We start from the raw sequence: 16240 nt of genomic DNA, 5'->3' as shown, positions 1-16240 counted from the left end.
CCTGTTCAAGACGGTTTTAGACAAAAAACTAGAGCGAAAGAACCGAAGTTCTTTCGCTCTAGTTGAAGTATGCGCTCTTAACGAACGTTGAACTCAGTAACGGACGAACATGCCACCTGCACGAACGGGCGAAACCTTAGAGAGAGAACCCGGGACGGTGGCTTCCACCATCTGGCCATTACCAATGTAGATGGCAACATGACCCGAATAAGCAACCAGGTCGCCAGGCTGAGCTTCGCCGGCCGAAACCTGGATACCACCGGCAGCCTGCGCGCCGGAGGAGTGCGGAAGGCTGATGCCCGCAGCGGCGTATGCCAGCATGGTCAGACCCGAGCAGTCAAGACCACTGTAGGAAGCGCCACCGTAGACGTAGGGGATGCCGGTCAGAGCAAGAGCAGCGGCCGCAATAGAAGATCCGGCAGCGTTGTACGCAGCAGCGGTTGCAGCGGTCGAAACACTGAGGTCTTCACGAGCCTCGGAACGATCCGCGGCGACAGTTTCTTCAGCGACCGGAGTAGCGGCAGCAGGAGCTTCTGCAGTCGCGATCGGAGCTTCTGATTTCCATTCAATATCCGCAACGGAAACGGTGATACCAGTTGCTTGAGGAGCAGTGGTCGTGGTGGGAGTAGCTTCTTGATCGCCACTAGGAGCAGAAACGGTGACAGCGTTTGCGGCGCCACCAACAACTGCAGTCAGAGCAAGACCGGTCACGGACGCAATTGCCGCCGGACGGATCGGGCTGAGTGACGTGATCGTGTCGGTCAGTTCCACGATCGGCGCCATTGGGCGACGTGCCTTGCGGTGACGTGGCGCAGGTTTGAGGTTCGTCAAGAATGTTCTCCTTTTACACCTTCGAGGTCAGCTGTCGGATTCGAGCAGGAGAGCCCGGCTTGGTTTCCCAAGCTTCACCCCAAGGCCACAAGGGCCGAATTGGTTCCCCCGAGTTGGATCAAATGAACCGGACCCTTCACGATCCAACTTCGGTAAATGAAGGACGGCTGGCCTATCGACCGTTATGAACTTTATACCTTTGGCCCCCAAATGTCACGCAAAGGTAACGAAGTGGGGTCAAATCACATTTCGACCACTAGATGTGGTGCCAGCGCCAGAGGAATTCGGAAGCTGGAATCAATGCCGGAGGCATCCTGATCGGCGCGCACAATCCGCACATAATCGCCTTCCCCGCGCAGGATAATGCTGACTCCAGGACCAATCTTTGCCGCGGCAAAATCAGCGATGATGTCATGTTCAGCCTGGATAGGTTCACCGATACGAACGAGTCTCACAATTTGGTCGTCGTGGGCACGCACCGCAAGTTCCGCAGACTGCCCGCCGACCTCGACGCCCATTCCGGGAATCGGGTTACCGTAGGGATCCGTTGTCGGATCCTTCAAGAGCTCAAGCAGACGACCTTCAACCTTGTCGGACATGACGTGTTCCCAACGGCATGCTTCATCGTGGGCACACGCCCAATCCAAACCAATGACGTCGATCAGGAGTCGTTCAGCCAAGCGATGCTTACGAACGACCTCTACAGCCTGCTTACGGCCTTCTTCAGTCAGCTCCAATCGACGATCACCTAGAACGTGCAGAAGTCCGTCGCGTTCCATGCGAGCAACGGTCTGTGAAACGGTCGGACCTGAGTGATCAAGTCGTTCAACGATGCGTGCACGCAGGGGCGTCACCCCGTCCTCTTCCATTTCAAAAATGGTCTTGAGGTACATCTCTGTGGTGTCGATGAGGTCACCCACGGCGGTTCCTTTCCTACGATGAATCCCTACACGATTTGTGCATCGTTCAAAGGTTTTCAGGTACTTAAGAGAATATGAGTTATCGAGTATTTTTACCTAACGAATGTCATTTCCGCTGATATCGCGCCAAACGGTGGACAGACATACGCGGTGAGCACCCAAGGTATTTAGCACCATGCGTGTCATGGAATATGTTCCGCGAGCGCATCTAGTGCGACTAAGTTTGAGCCTATGGAGACATTCCCCCCGATTCCTGCTTCTATCCTTCCTGCTGACGGCCGCTTTGGTTCCGGCCCGTCGCGCGTACGCCCGGCGCAGATTGATGCGTTGAAGACGCCTAGGTTGATGGGGACCTCGCACCGCAAGTCCCCGGTGAAGAATGTTGTCCATTCAATCCGCGAGGGATTGACGACCTTGTTCAATCTTCCCGATGGCTATGAAGTCGCCCTTGGTAACGGTGGCGCATCAGCGTTTTGGGACGTGGCAGCAGCCTCGCTCATTCGCAAGCAGGCCGCATTCGCAACCTTCGGGGAGTTCGGCGCGAAGTTCGCCAAAGAGGTAGACAAGGCCCCGCATCTCGCCGACGCGCTTCGCGTTGAAGGTCAGCTGGGCACCGTTGTCACGCTCACGGGGAACGAGGCCGGAACCGCTGGGGAAGAACCCGATGCTTTTGGCTATCCGCACCATGAGACCTCGACAGGCACAATCAGCCGGGTGAACCGTATCGGTGGTGAAGACGCATTGACTCTGGTGGATGCGACCTCGATCGCCGGCGCTGCGCACGTTGATATTGCCAACACCGACGCCTATTACTTCTCTCCCCAAAAGGCTTTCGCCTCTGACGGTGGCCTGTGGGTGGCGATCCTCTCCCCCGCAGCCGTCGAGCGCGCACAAGAATTGCATGGGGCGACCGACCGTTGGATGCCGACCTTCTTCGACCTTTCGATGGCGATTTCAAACTCGCGTAAGGATCAGACGCTGAATACGCCGGCCGTGGCGACGCTGATCATGATGGATCAACAAATCCAGTGGATGAATGCCGGTGGCGGCTTAGAAGCGATGGAAGCGCGCTCTCGCGCCGCTTCCGACCTGATTTACGCCTGGGCCGACGCCTCGTCAGTCGCTCACCCCTTCGTTGAGAATAAGGACTGGCGCTCCCCCGTTGTCGTCACCGTTGAATTCGACGACGTGGTCGATGTGAGGGTCCTGTCTGACGGTCTGAGAGCATCGGGCATCGTCGACATTGATGCCTACCGCGGGGTTGGTCGCAACCAGCTCCGCATCGCGACATGGCCCTCGACTCCGACTTCGGACGTCGAAGCGCTTCTGGAGTCGATCGATTGGGCGCTCGAACGAGCCCTGTGACTCCACAGGCCAGCCCAGACCTCGTCGATCGCGGTAATCCACCCAGGCGAACGTGGACGCAACCGGGAACATGATGAGGTCCTACTAGGCGCAAGCTGCACGACGCTCAACGCGCAGGCGCTTACCACGCTACTTTCCGGTCGCGTTCCGTTCAGCTTCAGCGACCAGAGCAGCCACGTATGCGCGCTCCGCGGGGCCCTCGACCTTGATCGGATGCGCCGAAACGTGGAACTTGACGCGGTAATTCCAATGAATCAGACCCCACACGCCCGCGATAACTCCGACCGCTAGGGAAGCTCCACCGCCGACAAGAATCGACCAGCGCGCACCAAACTGCTCGCCCACCCAACCGATGAAGGGCGACCCGATCGGCGTCGCGCCCAAGAAAATCATCGAATAGAGAGCCATCACGCGACCGCGAACAGTCTCATCCGTGGTGATCTGAATAGTCGCATTCGCTGCCGTCACCATGGTCAGCATCGCAAGCCCCGTCGGGATTGCAAGAACAGCAAACGACTCATACGTCGGAGCCAAAGCCAACACAATTTCAAGCAGACCATAAATCGCCGCACCCGACACGATCAGACGCAGTCGCGGCTGAGCGCGACGCGCAGCAAGAAGTGAACCGCCCAGAGCTCCCACTGCCATAAACGAACCCAGGATGCCGTACTCGCCCGCAGCCTTGCCGTAGACCTCGGTCGCCATCAGGGCACTGGTGAGCTGGAAGTTCATGCCCAAACCTGACACGACCGCTACGATCACCAAGATCAGCACAATGTCGGGACGACTCTTCACATAGGAAACGCCCTCGCGAATCTGGCCAGGCGAACGCTTCACAACCTTGCGGGGAACCAAATCCGCAGAACGCATCAACGCAAGCGTCAAAACCGGAGCAAAGAACGCAACAGCGGTCACGATCATCACCCAGCCAGTACCGATCGCATCAATCAACAAACCGGAAACAGCCGGGCCAATCAGACGCGCAGCATTAAAGGCCGTCGAGTTCAAACCGACAGCGTTCGACAAAGACACTGGTGGAACCAGTTCAGACACGAATGCCTGGCGCGCAGGTGAATCAATCGCGCCAGCAACGCCACCCAACAACGCCAACACATACACATGCCAAAGCTGAGCTGTATTCGTCAGAATCAGCACGCCCAAAATCAAGCCTAGGAGCGCGTGCGCCAACTGCATCGCCTGTAGCAGAGCGCGACGATTCAGACGATCAGCAAGCAAACCGGCCCACGGGGACAACACCAGAATCGGCAGGAACTGCAAAGCGGTGACAACACCCACTTGCGTGCCAGAGTTCTGAGTCAGAACGGTCAGAACCAGCCAGTCTTGCGCAACCCTCTGCATCCACATGCCCGTCGAGGCAATAATGTTTCCGAAGAACCACAATCGGAAGTTGAAGTAACGCAACGAATGGAAAGTACGTGACACGCGCGGATGCGCCTCCCTAATTTTTCGGAAACCTAAGAAATAACTGTTTCAAGCATACGGAAAGCCCCACGGCAATGCACCGTGGGGCTTTCCATTTGGACGATTGGCGATCAGATCAGTCAAGCAGAGCATCACGCCTCTGCACATCACACAATCTGTTGCGAGGAGATCAGACTCCCAGCAGAGCTTGGATCGGCCCAAGCAGGAAGTAGACGACGAAGAGGATCGAAGCCAGCCACATGAGCGGGTGAACCTTCTTCGCACGGCCAAGAACAACCTGGATGACGGTGTGAGTAATGAAGCCAACGCCGATACCGACGGAAACGGAGTAACCGAAGGGCATGAAGGCGATGGTCATGAACGACGGAAGAGCGATTTCCGGGGCCTGCCAATCGATCTCGGCAACCTGGGTCATCATCAGGAAGCCAACGAAGACCAGAGCGGTCGAAGCGGCTTCGGTGGGGACGAGCTCCATGAGCGGCGCAAGGAAGGTCGAGAGGAGGAAGAGGATACCGGTGACAACAGATGCAAGACCTGTGCGTGCGCCTTCAGCGACACCCGCTGCAGACTCAATGTAGGAGGTGTTCGAGGAAACGCCACCGAAACCACCAGCGGCGGCGGCAAGGGAGTCGATCACCAGGATTTCGCGGGTCTTCGGTGGGTTGCCCTCTTTGTCGAGCAGGTTACCTTCGGCACCGACGGCGACCATCGTGCCCATCGTGTCGAAGAAGTCAGCCAGCATGAGCGAGAAGATCAGCAAGGCGACGGAAACAATGCCTACCTTGCCGAATGCGCCGAACATGTCGACCTTGCCGAGCGTGTTGAACACGGGGACAGCAACAGGTGAACCGTCGAGAGTCGGAACGGTCTGGCCCCAACCGGTAGCGTTCTCATCCGATTTCATACCAAGGTGAAGAACGGCTTCGACGATGACGGCCAGAATCGTCGAAGAGACGATCGAGATGAAGACGGCGCCCTTGACCTTACGGATGTAGAGGACGAAGGTCAGGAACAGACCGAAGACGAAGACCAGGGTCGGCCAGCCCTGCAGGGAGCCGTTGATGCCCAGCTGAACCGGGGTGGAGCCTGCACGGACGATACCGGCGTCAACCAGACCGATAAGAGCGATGAAGAGGCCTAGACCAACGGTCAGAGCGGTCTTCAGCTGATGAGGAACAGCCTTAAACACTGCCTCACGGAAGCCGGTGAGAACCAGGATCAGGATGATGATGCCTTCCCATGCGACAAGGCCCATGGCCTCTGCATAGCTCAGGCCCATGCCTATAACCATGGTGAAAGCAACGACGGCATTGAGACCCAGACCGGCAGCAAGTGCCAGCGGGTAGTTGGCGACAACACCCATGAGGATAGTCATGACGCCTGCAACAAGCGCGGTACCTGCTGCAATACCCTGGGCAGTAATAGAGCCATCCTCCGGCAGTGCTGCCTCGAGGATGGCTGGGTTCACGACAAGAATGTAGGCCATAGCGAAGAACGTGACGACACCGCCACGAATTTCCTGGCCGATCGAAGATCCGCGTTCGCTGATCTTGAAGAACGAATCAATTGAACCTTTGGCCGCTGATTGGGATGAAGCGGCAGTCTGTTGTGTGCTCACGAACTAATCGTGCCAACGCGCGAAACTCACAGGCAAGAATCGTGTCAGGCGCCACAACACAATGTGGACACCGTGCCTACGAGGTCACATTCACGGGCATTTTCTCGGTGTCCAGTGCACCGTCGTCAATACGCGACGGGCGAACCGGCCACTGGGTTCCCTGCTTGGCAACATCAGTTTCCGAGTGCGCACCGCAGGTGTGATCGAGGCTGACCACGCGACCGTCATCGGGAGCCCATTCGTTGGCGCATACGCCGAACACCGTGCGCATCGAGCCCGACAGTTTCACCAAGAAACCACAGGTCGAGCACGAGTTACGTGGTGGGCGAGACGATTTGGGTCCCTGCTCAGACTTGTACCAGCGATCAACGGCAGCACTACGGCCTTCTTCGGACAGGACGCGCTTGCGACCCAAGCCGATTTCCTTGAGCTCCGGGTAGTCAATGTCCTCGCCGACATCGTGGAAGGACTGCTCAAGGCGGGCATCTTCTGCCTGGTAGGGCAGGGTATCGTCGCGCGACAGATCACCTGGACGAAGACGGTCTTCCCACGGGATCCACTGAGGAGCAAGCAACGCACCATCGCGAGGCACCATGTCGACCTCACACACGGTCGCGTGACGCGAACGCGGAACGCGCGCAACCGTCACTGCCCACGCCCAACCGACATAGCCGTTGTCGGTGGAAGCGAAATAGTGGGTTCCGATGCGCTCTGAGTCCATGACGAACCCAAGGTGTTCGCCGATGGGACGCGGGTGGGCAACAGCCTTCGCGGATTCAAGAGCGACCTCGACCGCTTGGGCAAGAATCGCGTCCTTCTTCGGGGTGCGCACCGCTACCTTATGCGTTGAACGCGAGCGCGATGAAGCTCTCATCGTTGTGTCATTGACGGGCGTCTGGGGTGCAGGCGCAGTATCGCCAGCGTGTGTGTCAGGCATCAAAATCCTCGGCTACTGCTTTAAGAACCTTCGCAATCTGAGGCGCGTTCTCGGGGTACTTTCCGCGACGCAAGCTGGTCGAGGAAGCATCGAGCAGTTTGATGAGGTCCTCAATCACGGGGACCATGGCTTCAGGCTTGCGGTGGCGCGCCGCCGCAAGCGACTTCTTTGGAGCCAGGATACGAACAGTCAATGCCTGTGGACCCTTGCGTCCGTCAGCAACACCGTACTCGACGCGCGTCCCCGGCTTCACCGTTTCAATTCCTTCGGGGAGCGCCGAAACGTGCAGGAATACTTCCACACCGTCGTCACCACCGATGAAGCCGAAGCCACGATCAGCATCGAAGAACTTCACCTTGCCAGTAGGCATGTTGCTCCCCTTCCTCTAGGAATCATTCGTTTTGTTCGTTCTGTCATTCTAATGTGCCCGCCAGCCTAATGCGCTACATGCTTTCAGCGCCAAATGAATACGGGGCGGGTAACATCGAATTATTGAACGCTTGCAGGTCGGCTCAAAGGTCAGGAGATCCCATGTCGTTCCGTTCCGCTGTTTCGCGCGCGTGCGCCAGCGCCGTTGCCGGTATCGCCCTGATTGCAGGCCTTGGTGCGCCAGCACTTGCCACATCCCCGGTCACTATTTCGACGTCGGTGACCGACCCGTCGGATTGGCTCTCCGACTCTCAAGTTTCGGAAATATCCTCTTCCGCGGACGAGGCCGGGTCTGCCGGTTTGCAGGTTTATTTCGTGACGGTTCCCGATTTTTCAGGTGCTGAGCCAATTGAATGGTGCAAGACTTCGGGTGTGAACTCCGGATTGTCGAATCAGTCGATCGTCTACGTGATTGCCTATGAAGAGCGCATGTTCACAACGTGTGGCAACGCTGATCAGCAAGTTGTCACCGATTCGGATATCACGCGCGCAACGTCGGTTGCAAAGAAAGTTCTTGCTAAGTCGAATCCTCTGGACGCTGATACGACGACGGATGCAGCAACAACCTTTATTTCAACGTTGACATCAACCGTGACAGGTCAGGCCTCGTCCTCTTCTTCACACTCTTCGTCGACCGGCGCTCCTTCCTCTGGGAAGTCAGGATTCGGGTGGATCCGCACCGTTGTCGTCGTTGTCGTTATCGGTGGACTGATTGTGTTCTTCGTGAAGCGCAACAAGGCGAAGGGCGCTTCAACCCCCGCTCCGAAGGCAACCGCTGACCACCCTTGGGCACCCGGCGATCAGCTTCCGTCATTGACCGAGGATCAGGTACTGGCTCTGACCAACCAATCTTCGGCTCTGCTCCTTCAGGCGGACGAACTGGTACGTTCGGCCGCTGATGAGCTTGATTTCGCGCGTGCTCAGTTCGGTGAAACGAAGACCGACGCATATGCGAAAGCACTTTCTGTCGCTCAAGCGGGCATCGCGAAGGCATTTGCTTCCCAGCAAACGATGAACGAGGCCTCCGATTCTCGTTCGCGTACCGAGGCTGCGCTCACGCTGCAACATGAGTTGAACCAGGTCATGCCAGCTTTGGTTGAGCAACAGAAGGCATTCAGCCAGCTTCGCGATGAAGAGGCAAGCGTTCCCACGCAGGCCACGGACGTGAAGACGCGCATTTTAGAGGCAATCGCAGCGTTGCCCAGCGTGGAAGCTGAGCTCACCGCCCTTCAGACGCTGTACTCGTCCACGACCGTTGCCTCGTTGATGGACAATCCTCAGCAGGCACGCGCTCTCCTTGATTCAGCGTCGGTCGCTGCGAATCAAGCAACCTCCCTCGCAACCTCTGATCCGTCAGCAGCACTGGTGCAGCTCGATATTGCTCGCCGAGCACTCGCGATGGCGGGACACCAGACCGAAGCAATCATGAGCGCCAAGCAGGACCTCGCTGCCGCGAACGAGGTTCTGACGAAGGCAATTGCTTCGATCACCTCGGATCTTTCCGACGTGACGACCCTGAAGGCAGACTCAGCAGCGTTCGCACCGCTTGTTGCCGAAGCACAGAAGGCTGTAGCCAAGGCTCAAAGCGCACGCGCCGGAAGTGGTGACCCGCTGGCTGCGCTGGAAAACCTACGTTTGGCCGAATCTCAGCTGGACGCCGCGCTTGAACCACTTCGTTCTCAGGCTGACGCAAGAGAACGCAAGGTCCAGGCAGCACGGAACGCCGTGTCCGACGCTCAAGCCCAGTACGCGCGAGCTAACTCTTACATTCAGGGACGCCGGGGCGTCATCCCGTTGGATGTCCGTTCCACACTCGCTGAGGCTAAGGCTGAACTCGATCAGGCTGTTGCACTTGTCCAAACTGACCCCGATCAGGCAATGACCCTGGCGAAGAGCGCACGTAGCGTGGCCCTTACCGTGCTGTCAACCCCGATTAACGATCCCTCATACAGGCAGGCTGATCAGTTCAGACACCACACGAATGGAAGCGGCGGAATCTTCACCGATAACACCGGCCTTGGCAATGCCCTGCTGTGGTCTGTCCTGTTGAATGCCGGTCGTAGCCTCGGGCAAGGAGGAAGCGGAGGCGGGTTCTCCGGTGGCGGATTCTCTGGCGGAGGCTTCGGCGGAAGCGGTGGCGGATTTGGTGGCGGTAGCTCCGGCTCCTTCTGATCTGATCATATGGCTGGTGCCCTGCAGGAATACCCTGCAGGGCACCAGCCATCTCGGCTCCACCTTCAAACCGAGCGGATACACAGTCCGTTCGTAGGAAGTACTCAGCGTCACACTCTAAAATGGAGGTGACGCGCGATAATCGCGCGATCCATCCAGCGAAGGACACAAACAATGGCAGAAAAGCAATCCATCATCGGTCGCATTTCCCAGCTCGCAAAAGCAAACATCAACGCCCTCTTGGATCGCGCTGAAGATCCGGCAAAGATGCTTGACCAGCTGATCCGCGACTACACGAACTCCATCGCAGAAGCAGAAACCGCAGTCGCGCAGACTGTCGGCAACCTGCGTCTGGCAGAAAAAGACCACGAAGAAGACGTTGCCGCAGCAGCTGACTGGGGTCGCAAGGCTCTAGCCGCTTCGCAGAAGGCAGACGAAATGCGTGCTGGGGGCGATACTGCAGGCGCTGACAAGTGGGACAAGCTCGCCAAGGCAGCGATCGGTAAGCAGATCACCTTTGAAGGCGAAGCCAAGGACGCAGAGCCAATCATCGCCTCGCAGACCGAGGTTGTTGAGAAGCTCAAGACCGGCCTTACTCAGATGAAGGACAAGCTCGAAGAACTCAAGTCCAAGCGCGATCAGCTGGTGGCACGCCAGAAGACCGCCGAGGCCCAGACCAAGGTCAATGACGCTGTCGCATCTATCAACGTGCTCGATCCGACATCAGAGCTCGCACGCTACGAAGACCGTGTCCGTCGCGCCGAAGCACTGGCACAGGGTCAGGCAGAGGTCGCGGCCTCGTCCCTCGACGCACAGTTTGCAGAACTCGAAACCGACGCCTCCGAGATTGAAATCGAAGCGCGCCTGGCAGAGCTCAAGAATAAGGGCTGATCGCTCAGCTCGAACGTCATTGCGACCAGCGAGTAACTGAATCAAATAGAAGTGGTGTGGGGCAGAACCCCCACACCACTTCTGTTTGAGGTTTGACGGCCTATCCAGTGTCTGACCGCCTTCATGACATAGGCATACTGACGCGCAGGCTCCGAACAGTCGAGCTGGCGGTTTACAGGTAGTCGAACGGGTTGAAGTCGTCGACGTCGATGATGCTCAGTCGCGGTAGAGTCACCTGGAATGCGTGCAGATCGTATTCGAGGTCAAGGATCTCCAAGCCCTTGGCTTCCAGCTCGTGGAAAGTGGTCGCCAGGAATTCGCGGAAGCAGAGGATCGCGACACGACGTCCCTGATCCAGCAGACGCTCAACCTGAGGAGCGAAATCAGCGTCATGGCTAGCAAGAATGACCGAGCCCGAGTCCAGCTCTGAGATCGCATCCATCGTGCGCTGCAAACCAAGGTCAACGACCTTCATGTCAGCAGGACCCGAAAGCGGGATCACCGAGTAGTTCATGGCAATGAGCGCCTGAACGAATCCCATCGGTAGCGAACCGGAAGAACCGTTGAGGAAGAAGAGGCCCTTCGCTTCACTTCCCCAGTGTTCTTCAGCGCCTTCAAGGACTCGATTCCAGCGCGGGCGTTCCTCTTGATTCGGACGACGATCCAACACTGACATACCAAGAGTGGCATCGATATTTTCACCGTCAACGATCAAGTAGGTTTTTTCTTCGTTAGATGAATAGTTATCCATACGGTCAAGGTTAAAAGATTTTTACGCCAAAAGGGCGTTGCTCGACACTTATCGCGCCGAGCAACGCCCTATCGAGTGGAAACTACCTACTCACGTGCGTGGACAGATCACTTCACGTCTTCGTCAACCCAGTCGAAGGTGCGGGTAACAGCCTTCTTCCAGAGGCGGTAGGTACGATCGCGCTCTGCGGTGTCCATGGACGGCTTCCAACGCTTGTCTTCCTGCCAGTTAGCAATGACATCGTCTGTGCCATTCCAGAAGCCGACTGCGATACCGGCTGCGTAGGCAACACCCAGAGCGGTCGTCTCTGCAACGACCGGGCGGATAACGTCCACACCGGAGATGTCAGCCTGGAACTGCATGAGCAGATCGTCAGCCGTCATACCACCGTCAACCTTGAGTTCCTTCAGTGGGACGCCTGCATCGGCGTTCATTGCATCAATGAGCTCTGCGGACTGGAATGCGGTCGACTCTTCGACTGCGCGGGCAATGTGACCCTTGTTCACGTAGCGGGTAAGGCCAACGATCGCACCGCGAGCGTCGTCCTTCCAGTACGGTGCGAACAGACCGGAGAATGCTGGGACGAAGTACACGCCACCATTGTCTTCAACGGTCTGAGCGAGCTTTCCGATTTCGGAGGACTTCTCGATCATTCCGAGGTTGTCACGCAGCCACTGAACCAACGAGCCTGCAACTGCCACGGAGCCTTCGAGTGCGTAGACCGGCTTGGCGTCACCAAGCTTGTACAGCACGGTCGTCAGCAGGCCGTTGGTCGAGAAGACGGGCTCTTCGCCGGTGTTCATCAGGGTGAAGCAACCGGTACCGTAAGTGTTCTTCGCAGTACCCTTTTCGAAGCAGGCCTGACCGAAGGTTGCAGCCTGCTGGTCACCAAGGATGCCGGAGATCGGAACGCCTGCGAGCAGACCATTCGGGCGACCGGTGCCGTAGTTGTCCGCGGATGCCTTGATCTCGGGGAGCATTGCCGGCGGGATGCGGAAGTCAGCGCAGATATCTTCGCGCCACTTGAGCTCACGAACGTCCATCAGCAGGGTACGGGATGCGTTGGTCACGTCGGTTGCGTGGACTCCACCGTTAACGCCACCGGTCAGGTTCCAGAGAACCCAGGTGTCCGGGGTGCCGAAGAGAAGGTCGCCTGCTTCTGCCTTCTCGCGTGCACCCTCAACGTTGTCGAGGATCCAGGTAATGCGAGGTGCTGACGGGTAGGTGGAGATGTTCTCGCCGGTGATCTGGCGGTAACGTTCGGTACCCAGCGGGTCGCCTGCTGCAACGCCACGGACGATTTCCGACGTACGGGTGTCCTGCCAGACGATTGCGTTGTAGACGGGCTCGCCGGTGGTCTTGTCCCACACGATGGTGGTTTCACGCTGGTTGGTGATGCCAACAGCAGCAAGCTGGGTGGCATTGATTTCTGCCTTCTGAAGCGCTTCGGCGACGACGGTGCGAACCGATTCCCAAATCTCTACGGGATCGTGCTCAACCCAGCCCGGGTTCGGGAAGATCTGGGTGAATTCTTTCTGGCCAACCGAGACGATTTCGCCGGAGTGGTTGAAGACGATCGCGCGGGAGGACGTGGTGCCCTGATCAATCGCGAGAACGAATTTTTCATCAGACATGAATGGTGTCCCTTCTGTTCACTTCTTTGTGTTTCAGATAGGAACGTGGGGTTCCAGACGAGTCCGCCCGGAACCCCACGTTCGGAGTACGGGTCTGCTACGAGGGTCAGGCGGCGGTGACGAGGCCGGAGCCGTAGGCGACGAGAACCGCGACGACGGCACCGAGGATCGGGCCGACAACCGGAACCCAGGAATAGCCCCAGTCGGAGCCACCCTTGCCCTTGATCGGGAGGATTGCGTGAGCAATACGTGGGCCTAGGTCACGAGCCGGGTTGATCGCGTATCCGGTGGGGCCACCGAGCGAGTTGCCGATGACGACGATGATCAGTGCAACGCCGAACGGGCCAATCGCGGTGGTCGTGTATCCGGAGACGAAGACCCAGAGGATAAGGACGAAGGTGCCGATGGCCTCAGTGAGAGTGTTCCATCCGTAGGAGCGGATCTCCGGGCCGGTCGAGAAGACGCCGAGCTTGAGGGCCGGGTCGCAGTCCTCATCGAAGTGTTGTTTGAAGGTGAGCCAGCACAGGACGGCGCCGACGAAAGCGCCGAGGAACTGGGCGACGATGTAGATCGCGACGTTCGCGGCGGTCACGGCGATGCCACCCTCACCGACGGCCGGGCCGTTGAGGGTGACGGCTGGGTCGAACATGTAGGCAACGACCTTGGCGATGGTCACGGCGGGGTTGAGGTGGCCACCGGTCGTGTAGGCGACGTAGACACCGGCGAGGACTGCGAGGCCCCATCCCCAGTTAATCATGAGCCAGCCACCGCCCTTGCCCTTGGACTTGGGCAGGAGGTTGGTAGCAACAACGCCACCACCGAGGAGGAGAAGGACTGCTGTGCCGAGGAACTCCGACATGAAGATCTTGCCGGAGCCGACTTCAGCAACTGCAGGAAGAAGTGTTGCGAGCATTTTTCCAATCTTTCTTCGATGCTTCGTTGCATCGAATTGTCGGGCGGTTTCCCACCCGCAGGGTTCCTTTAGCGAGACAGGACTGATCACGCCAAGTTCGAAAAGCCTTCTGCGTCACATGCGAATTCCTTTTCAAGACTCCGCTTGTTTCGCAGGACCGCTCGTGAGCACTTTGCGGTCGCAGAACAAACCCGCGCTGACCTGTGATGTCTTCACGTGGACACCACATAGTATGACAGCGTTTGCACATCGAACCTGACCCCGTGCACAACCGTGCACATAAGGGGATACTTACCTCTCCAATGTGTGCACGCTCACCAAATCGCACAGTCTCCCAAAGGATTGGACATTCAACAGTTAGACCTGCACGCCTGTGCATGGCAGACTATGACACGTGACGATTCGTGACGAACAGGCTCATGAAGCCGCATCAATGTATTACCTCCAAGGTCAGACCATGGAGACGATCGCACGCCACCTTGGCGTATCGCGCTCCTCCGTTTCTCGTTTGCTGTCCTACGCGCGCGATACCGGCTTGGTTCGCATCTCAGTGAGCGCCGCTCCAGGACACAAAGGAACCCTTGCCGGTCAGATTTCTGAAATCTTCGGCGTACAGACGTCCGTTGTTCCGGTCCATGACGTCCACACCGAGGTCAACCGACTTCATAACGTCTCGCTTGTCGCGGCGGAACGTCTGGTCGACATGCTCAAACCCGGTGTCACCCTTGGCATCGCATGGGGCAACACGACCTCAGAGATCACCCGTTGTATGCCACGCGTCAACTTCCCCGGATCGACCGTCGTCCAGCTCAACGGTGCCGCGACCGCTACCGAGTCCGGTATGCCGTACGCAGATGCGATTATTTCCCGCGCAGCGCGCGCGATGGGTGGACGCATGGTCCACTTCCCCGTTCCCACGTTCTTCGACTACGCAGAGACAAAGAAGCAGCTCTGGCGCGAGCGCTCGGTTCAGACCGTGTTGAAGACGATTGACGACTGCGATATCGCTCTGTTCGGCGTCGGCTCACTTTCGGCACGCCTGCCCTCCCACGTTTATTCGGGTGGCTTCCTGGACACTGAAGAAATCGCACTGGCCCAGAAGGACGGCGTTGTCGGCGACGTTTGCACCGTCCTCCTGCGCGAAGACGGCTCAACAGACATGGAACTCAACAGCCGAGCTTCCGGCCCCAGCCCAGAGACTCTCCGCAAAATCCCGCGTCGCCTCTGCGTCGTTGCTGGCGCTTCGAAGGCGCTCCCACTACTTGGCGCACTGCGCGCACACGTCGCCACCGACCTCGTCCTCGACGATGGCGTGGCACGCGAACTGCTTGATCTGGTTCGCACTCGCGCGGCACAGGCGCGTGGCCTCGCCCCTAGGCGTTAAGCCAGATCACACCCAGCAAAAACCAAAGAAAAGTGGAGCTCACAACAATCGTGAACTCCACTTTTCTTTATCCAAGCAGACACCACACTCCGGTTAGCAAGGACGTGTTCTAGGCGATCTGCGCGCGAAGCCCGTCAATGACAACGTTCATCTCGTAGGCGAACTGCGTATCAATATCGCTCATGGAGCCCGGAGCGAATCCTTCAACTTCGCCATGCACTAACGAACGGATCAGCGGAATTGTTCCTTCGGGAGCCTCGTCGACGAAGGCAAGGAACGACCCTCGTTCCTTCGAATGGGCACAAGGCGCTTCCTCGGCTCTCTTCACACGCGCAACATGCTTACCCGCATGAGCGGACATATGCACGACCAGCATCAGCCCGCGCACCGCTTCAGGAAGACTAAAACCAGCATTCACCATTGAGGACAGGATCTGTTCCAACGGACGCATGTACGCCAGCGCAGAGGAAGCATCGAACTCAAGATACGGAGCAAGCGCGCCCAGCTTTGAAATCGAAGCGCGCATCGTCGTTGCAAAATGACGAAGCTGACGCTCCCAATCCCCCGCCGCTTCAGACTCGGGATCCAAAGCAAAGCGGTGAACACCGTGCCGTACGCGGTCCATTGCAACAAGGCGCATGAACCCTTCACGACCACCGACGTGATAATTCAGCGCGGTTGGGTTCACTTCGAGAATGTCGGCGACGGCCTGCATCGTCACCTTGTCAGGATCGATTGTTCGAGCCGCTTCGAGGATCTTTTCGCGATCAATTCGAGGAGGACGCCCCTTTGGGCGCTTCGGCTCATCTTCATTGAAGAAAGGCGGATTCTGAGGGTTAAGTAGCAAAAAGTGTGTCTGAGCTCAGACGTTCTTGCTGCTCAGGTTAGCTAAATCGGGTCTATATATGGCTGAGGTCCTTATATAGACTCGATTCTTCGTCAATCCACCGGA

At 57.8% G+C, this 16240-nt stretch carries 14 protein-coding genes and 1 riboswitch; of the genes, 4 read left to right on the top strand and 10 right to left on the bottom strand.

The genetic code is table 11. The features are described 5' to 3' along the window. Positions 1 to 93: 93 nt before the first annotated feature. Both QP109_RS07670 and QP109_RS07665 read right to left on the bottom strand, forming a co-directional pair. Complete coding sequence (locus tag QP109_RS07670; protein ID WP_285024211.1) at positions 94 to 831, bottom strand: C40 family peptidase; 738 nt, start codon at positions 829 to 831, stop codon at positions 94 to 96. Between the two features lie 2 nt (positions 832 to 833). Then, a riboswitch (cyclic di-AMP (ydaO/yuaA leader) is annotated at positions 834 to 996 on the bottom strand. Positions 997 to 1073: 77 nt separating this feature from the next. Next, on the bottom strand, positions 1074 to 1751 hold the full coding sequence (locus QP109_RS07665) for a metal-dependent transcriptional regulator (RefSeq protein ID WP_101628385.1): 678 nt from the start codon (positions 1749 to 1751) through the stop codon (positions 1074 to 1076). Between the two features lie 231 nt (positions 1752 to 1982). Between QP109_RS07665 and serC the strand changes: the two genes are divergently transcribed. Then, on the top strand, positions 1983 to 3116 hold the full coding sequence (gene serC / locus QP109_RS07660; RefSeq protein ID WP_285024210.1) for a phosphoserine transaminase: 1134 nt from the start codon (positions 1983 to 1985) through the stop codon (positions 3114 to 3116). A gap of 129 nt (positions 3117 to 3245) precedes the next feature. On the opposite strand, the gene QP109_RS07655 is transcribed toward serC, so the two are convergent. From QP109_RS07655 to QP109_RS07640, 4 genes are all read right to left on the bottom strand, one after another. Further along, positions 3246 to 4559: an MFS transporter gene (locus QP109_RS07655; protein ID WP_285024209.1), complete on the bottom strand. Its 1314-nt coding sequence runs from the start codon at positions 4557 to 4559 to the stop codon at positions 3246 to 3248. A 169-nt stretch (positions 4560 to 4728) separates the two neighbouring features. Beyond that, positions 4729 to 6177, bottom strand: coding sequence for an NCS2 family permease (locus tag QP109_RS07650; RefSeq protein WP_101628388.1), 1449 nt, complete (start codon positions 6175 to 6177; stop codon positions 4729 to 4731). Positions 6178 to 6253: 76 nt separating this feature from the next. Continuing rightward, positions 6254 to 7051, bottom strand: a complete 798-nt coding sequence (locus QP109_RS07645) for a DUF3027 domain-containing protein (RefSeq protein WP_285024226.1) — start codon at positions 7049 to 7051, stop codon at positions 6254 to 6256. Positions 7052 to 7106: 55 nt separating this feature from the next. Next, on the bottom strand, positions 7107 to 7484 hold the full coding sequence (locus QP109_RS07640) for a cold-shock protein (protein WP_101628390.1): 378 nt from the start codon (positions 7482 to 7484) through the stop codon (positions 7107 to 7109). Positions 7485 to 7645: 161 nt separating this feature from the next. Here QP109_RS07640 and QP109_RS07635 point away from each other — a divergent pair, with 161 nt between their 5' ends. Both QP109_RS07635 and QP109_RS07630 read left to right on the top strand, forming a co-directional pair. Then, on the top strand, positions 7646 to 9715 hold the full coding sequence (locus QP109_RS07635; protein WP_285024208.1) for a TPM domain-containing protein: 2070 nt from the start codon (positions 7646 to 7648) through the stop codon (positions 9713 to 9715). A 174-nt stretch (positions 9716 to 9889) separates the two neighbouring features. Next, positions 9890 to 10606, top strand: a complete 717-nt coding sequence (locus QP109_RS07630; protein ID WP_285024207.1) for a PspA/IM30 family protein — start codon at positions 9890 to 9892, stop codon at positions 10604 to 10606. A gap of 172 nt (positions 10607 to 10778) precedes the next feature. On the opposite strand, the gene QP109_RS07625 is transcribed toward QP109_RS07630, so the two are convergent. The 3 genes from QP109_RS07625 to QP109_RS07615 all read right to left on the bottom strand — a co-directional run bounded on the left by QP109_RS07625 (position 10779) and on the right by QP109_RS07615 (position 13904). Continuing rightward, a complete protein-coding gene (locus tag QP109_RS07625) occupies positions 10779 to 11357 on the bottom strand; it encodes an NYN domain-containing protein (protein ID WP_101628393.1) in 579 nt (192 codons plus the stop codon). Between the two features lie 107 nt (positions 11358 to 11464). Continuing rightward, the gene (gene glpK, locus QP109_RS07620) at positions 11465 to 12991 is read right to left on the bottom strand and encodes a glycerol kinase GlpK (protein WP_285024206.1); all 1527 of its coding nucleotides are present in this window, start codon (positions 12989 to 12991) and stop codon (positions 11465 to 11467) included. A gap of 106 nt (positions 12992 to 13097) precedes the next feature. Beyond that, positions 13098 to 13904, bottom strand: a complete 807-nt coding sequence (locus tag QP109_RS07615; RefSeq protein WP_285024205.1) for an MIP/aquaporin family protein — start codon at positions 13902 to 13904, stop codon at positions 13098 to 13100. 433 nt (positions 13905 to 14337) lie between these two features. Here QP109_RS07615 and QP109_RS07610 point away from each other — a divergent pair, with 433 nt between their 5' ends. Next, a complete protein-coding gene (locus QP109_RS07610) occupies positions 14338 to 15288 on the top strand; it encodes a sugar-binding transcriptional regulator (RefSeq protein ID WP_101628413.1) in 951 nt (316 codons plus the stop codon). A gap of 109 nt (positions 15289 to 15397) precedes the next feature. Here QP109_RS07610 and QP109_RS07605 read toward each other — a convergent pair whose 3' ends face one another. Then, positions 15398 to 16135 (bottom strand): TetR/AcrR family transcriptional regulator, encoded by a 738-nt coding sequence (locus QP109_RS07605; RefSeq protein ID WP_285024204.1) that lies wholly within the window; start codon positions 16133 to 16135, stop codon positions 15398 to 15400. Between the last annotated feature and the right edge of the window lie 105 nt (positions 16136 to 16240).

Source organism: Pauljensenia sp. UMB9872 (assembly GCF_030212665.1).
Lineage (GTDB): Bacteria > Actinomycetota > Actinomycetes > Actinomycetales > Actinomycetaceae > Pauljensenia > Pauljensenia turicensis_B.
The sequence above is the reverse complement of the archived record's forward strand: the minus strand, read 5'-3'. Positions and strand labels throughout refer to the sequence as shown.

What these genes read in the sequence shown, in the direction of transcription:
- QP109_RS07640 (WP_101628390.1), bottom strand. Translation starts at nt 7,484, where the DNA reads ATGCCTACTGGCAAGGTGAAGTTCTTCGATGCTGATCGTGGCTTCGGC.
- QP109_RS07645 (WP_285024226.1), bottom strand. Translation starts at nt 7,051, where the DNA reads ATGAGAGCTTCATCGCGCTCGCGTTCAACGCATAAGGTAGCGGTGCGC.
- QP109_RS07635 (WP_285024208.1), top strand. Translation starts at nt 7,646, where the DNA reads ATGTCGTTCCGTTCCGCTGTTTCGCGCGCGTGCGCCAGCGCCGTTGCC.
- QP109_RS07625 (WP_101628393.1), bottom strand. Translation starts at nt 11,357, where the DNA reads ATGGATAACTATTCATCTAACGAAGAAAAAACCTACTTGATCGTTGAC.
- QP109_RS07630 (WP_285024207.1), top strand. Translation starts at nt 9,890, where the DNA reads ATGGCAGAAAAGCAATCCATCATCGGTCGCATTTCCCAGCTCGCAAAA.
- QP109_RS07610 (WP_101628413.1), top strand. Translation starts at nt 14,338, where the DNA reads ATGTATTACCTCCAAGGTCAGACCATGGAGACGATCGCACGCCACCTT.
- glpK (WP_285024206.1), bottom strand. Translation starts at nt 12,991, where the DNA reads ATGTCTGATGAAAAATTCGTTCTCGCGATTGATCAGGGCACCACGTCC.
- QP109_RS07615 (WP_285024205.1), bottom strand. Translation starts at nt 13,904, where the DNA reads ATGCTCGCAACACTTCTTCCTGCAGTTGCTGAAGTCGGCTCCGGCAAG.
- serC (WP_285024210.1), top strand. Translation starts at nt 1,983, where the DNA reads ATGGAGACATTCCCCCCGATTCCTGCTTCTATCCTTCCTGCTGACGGC.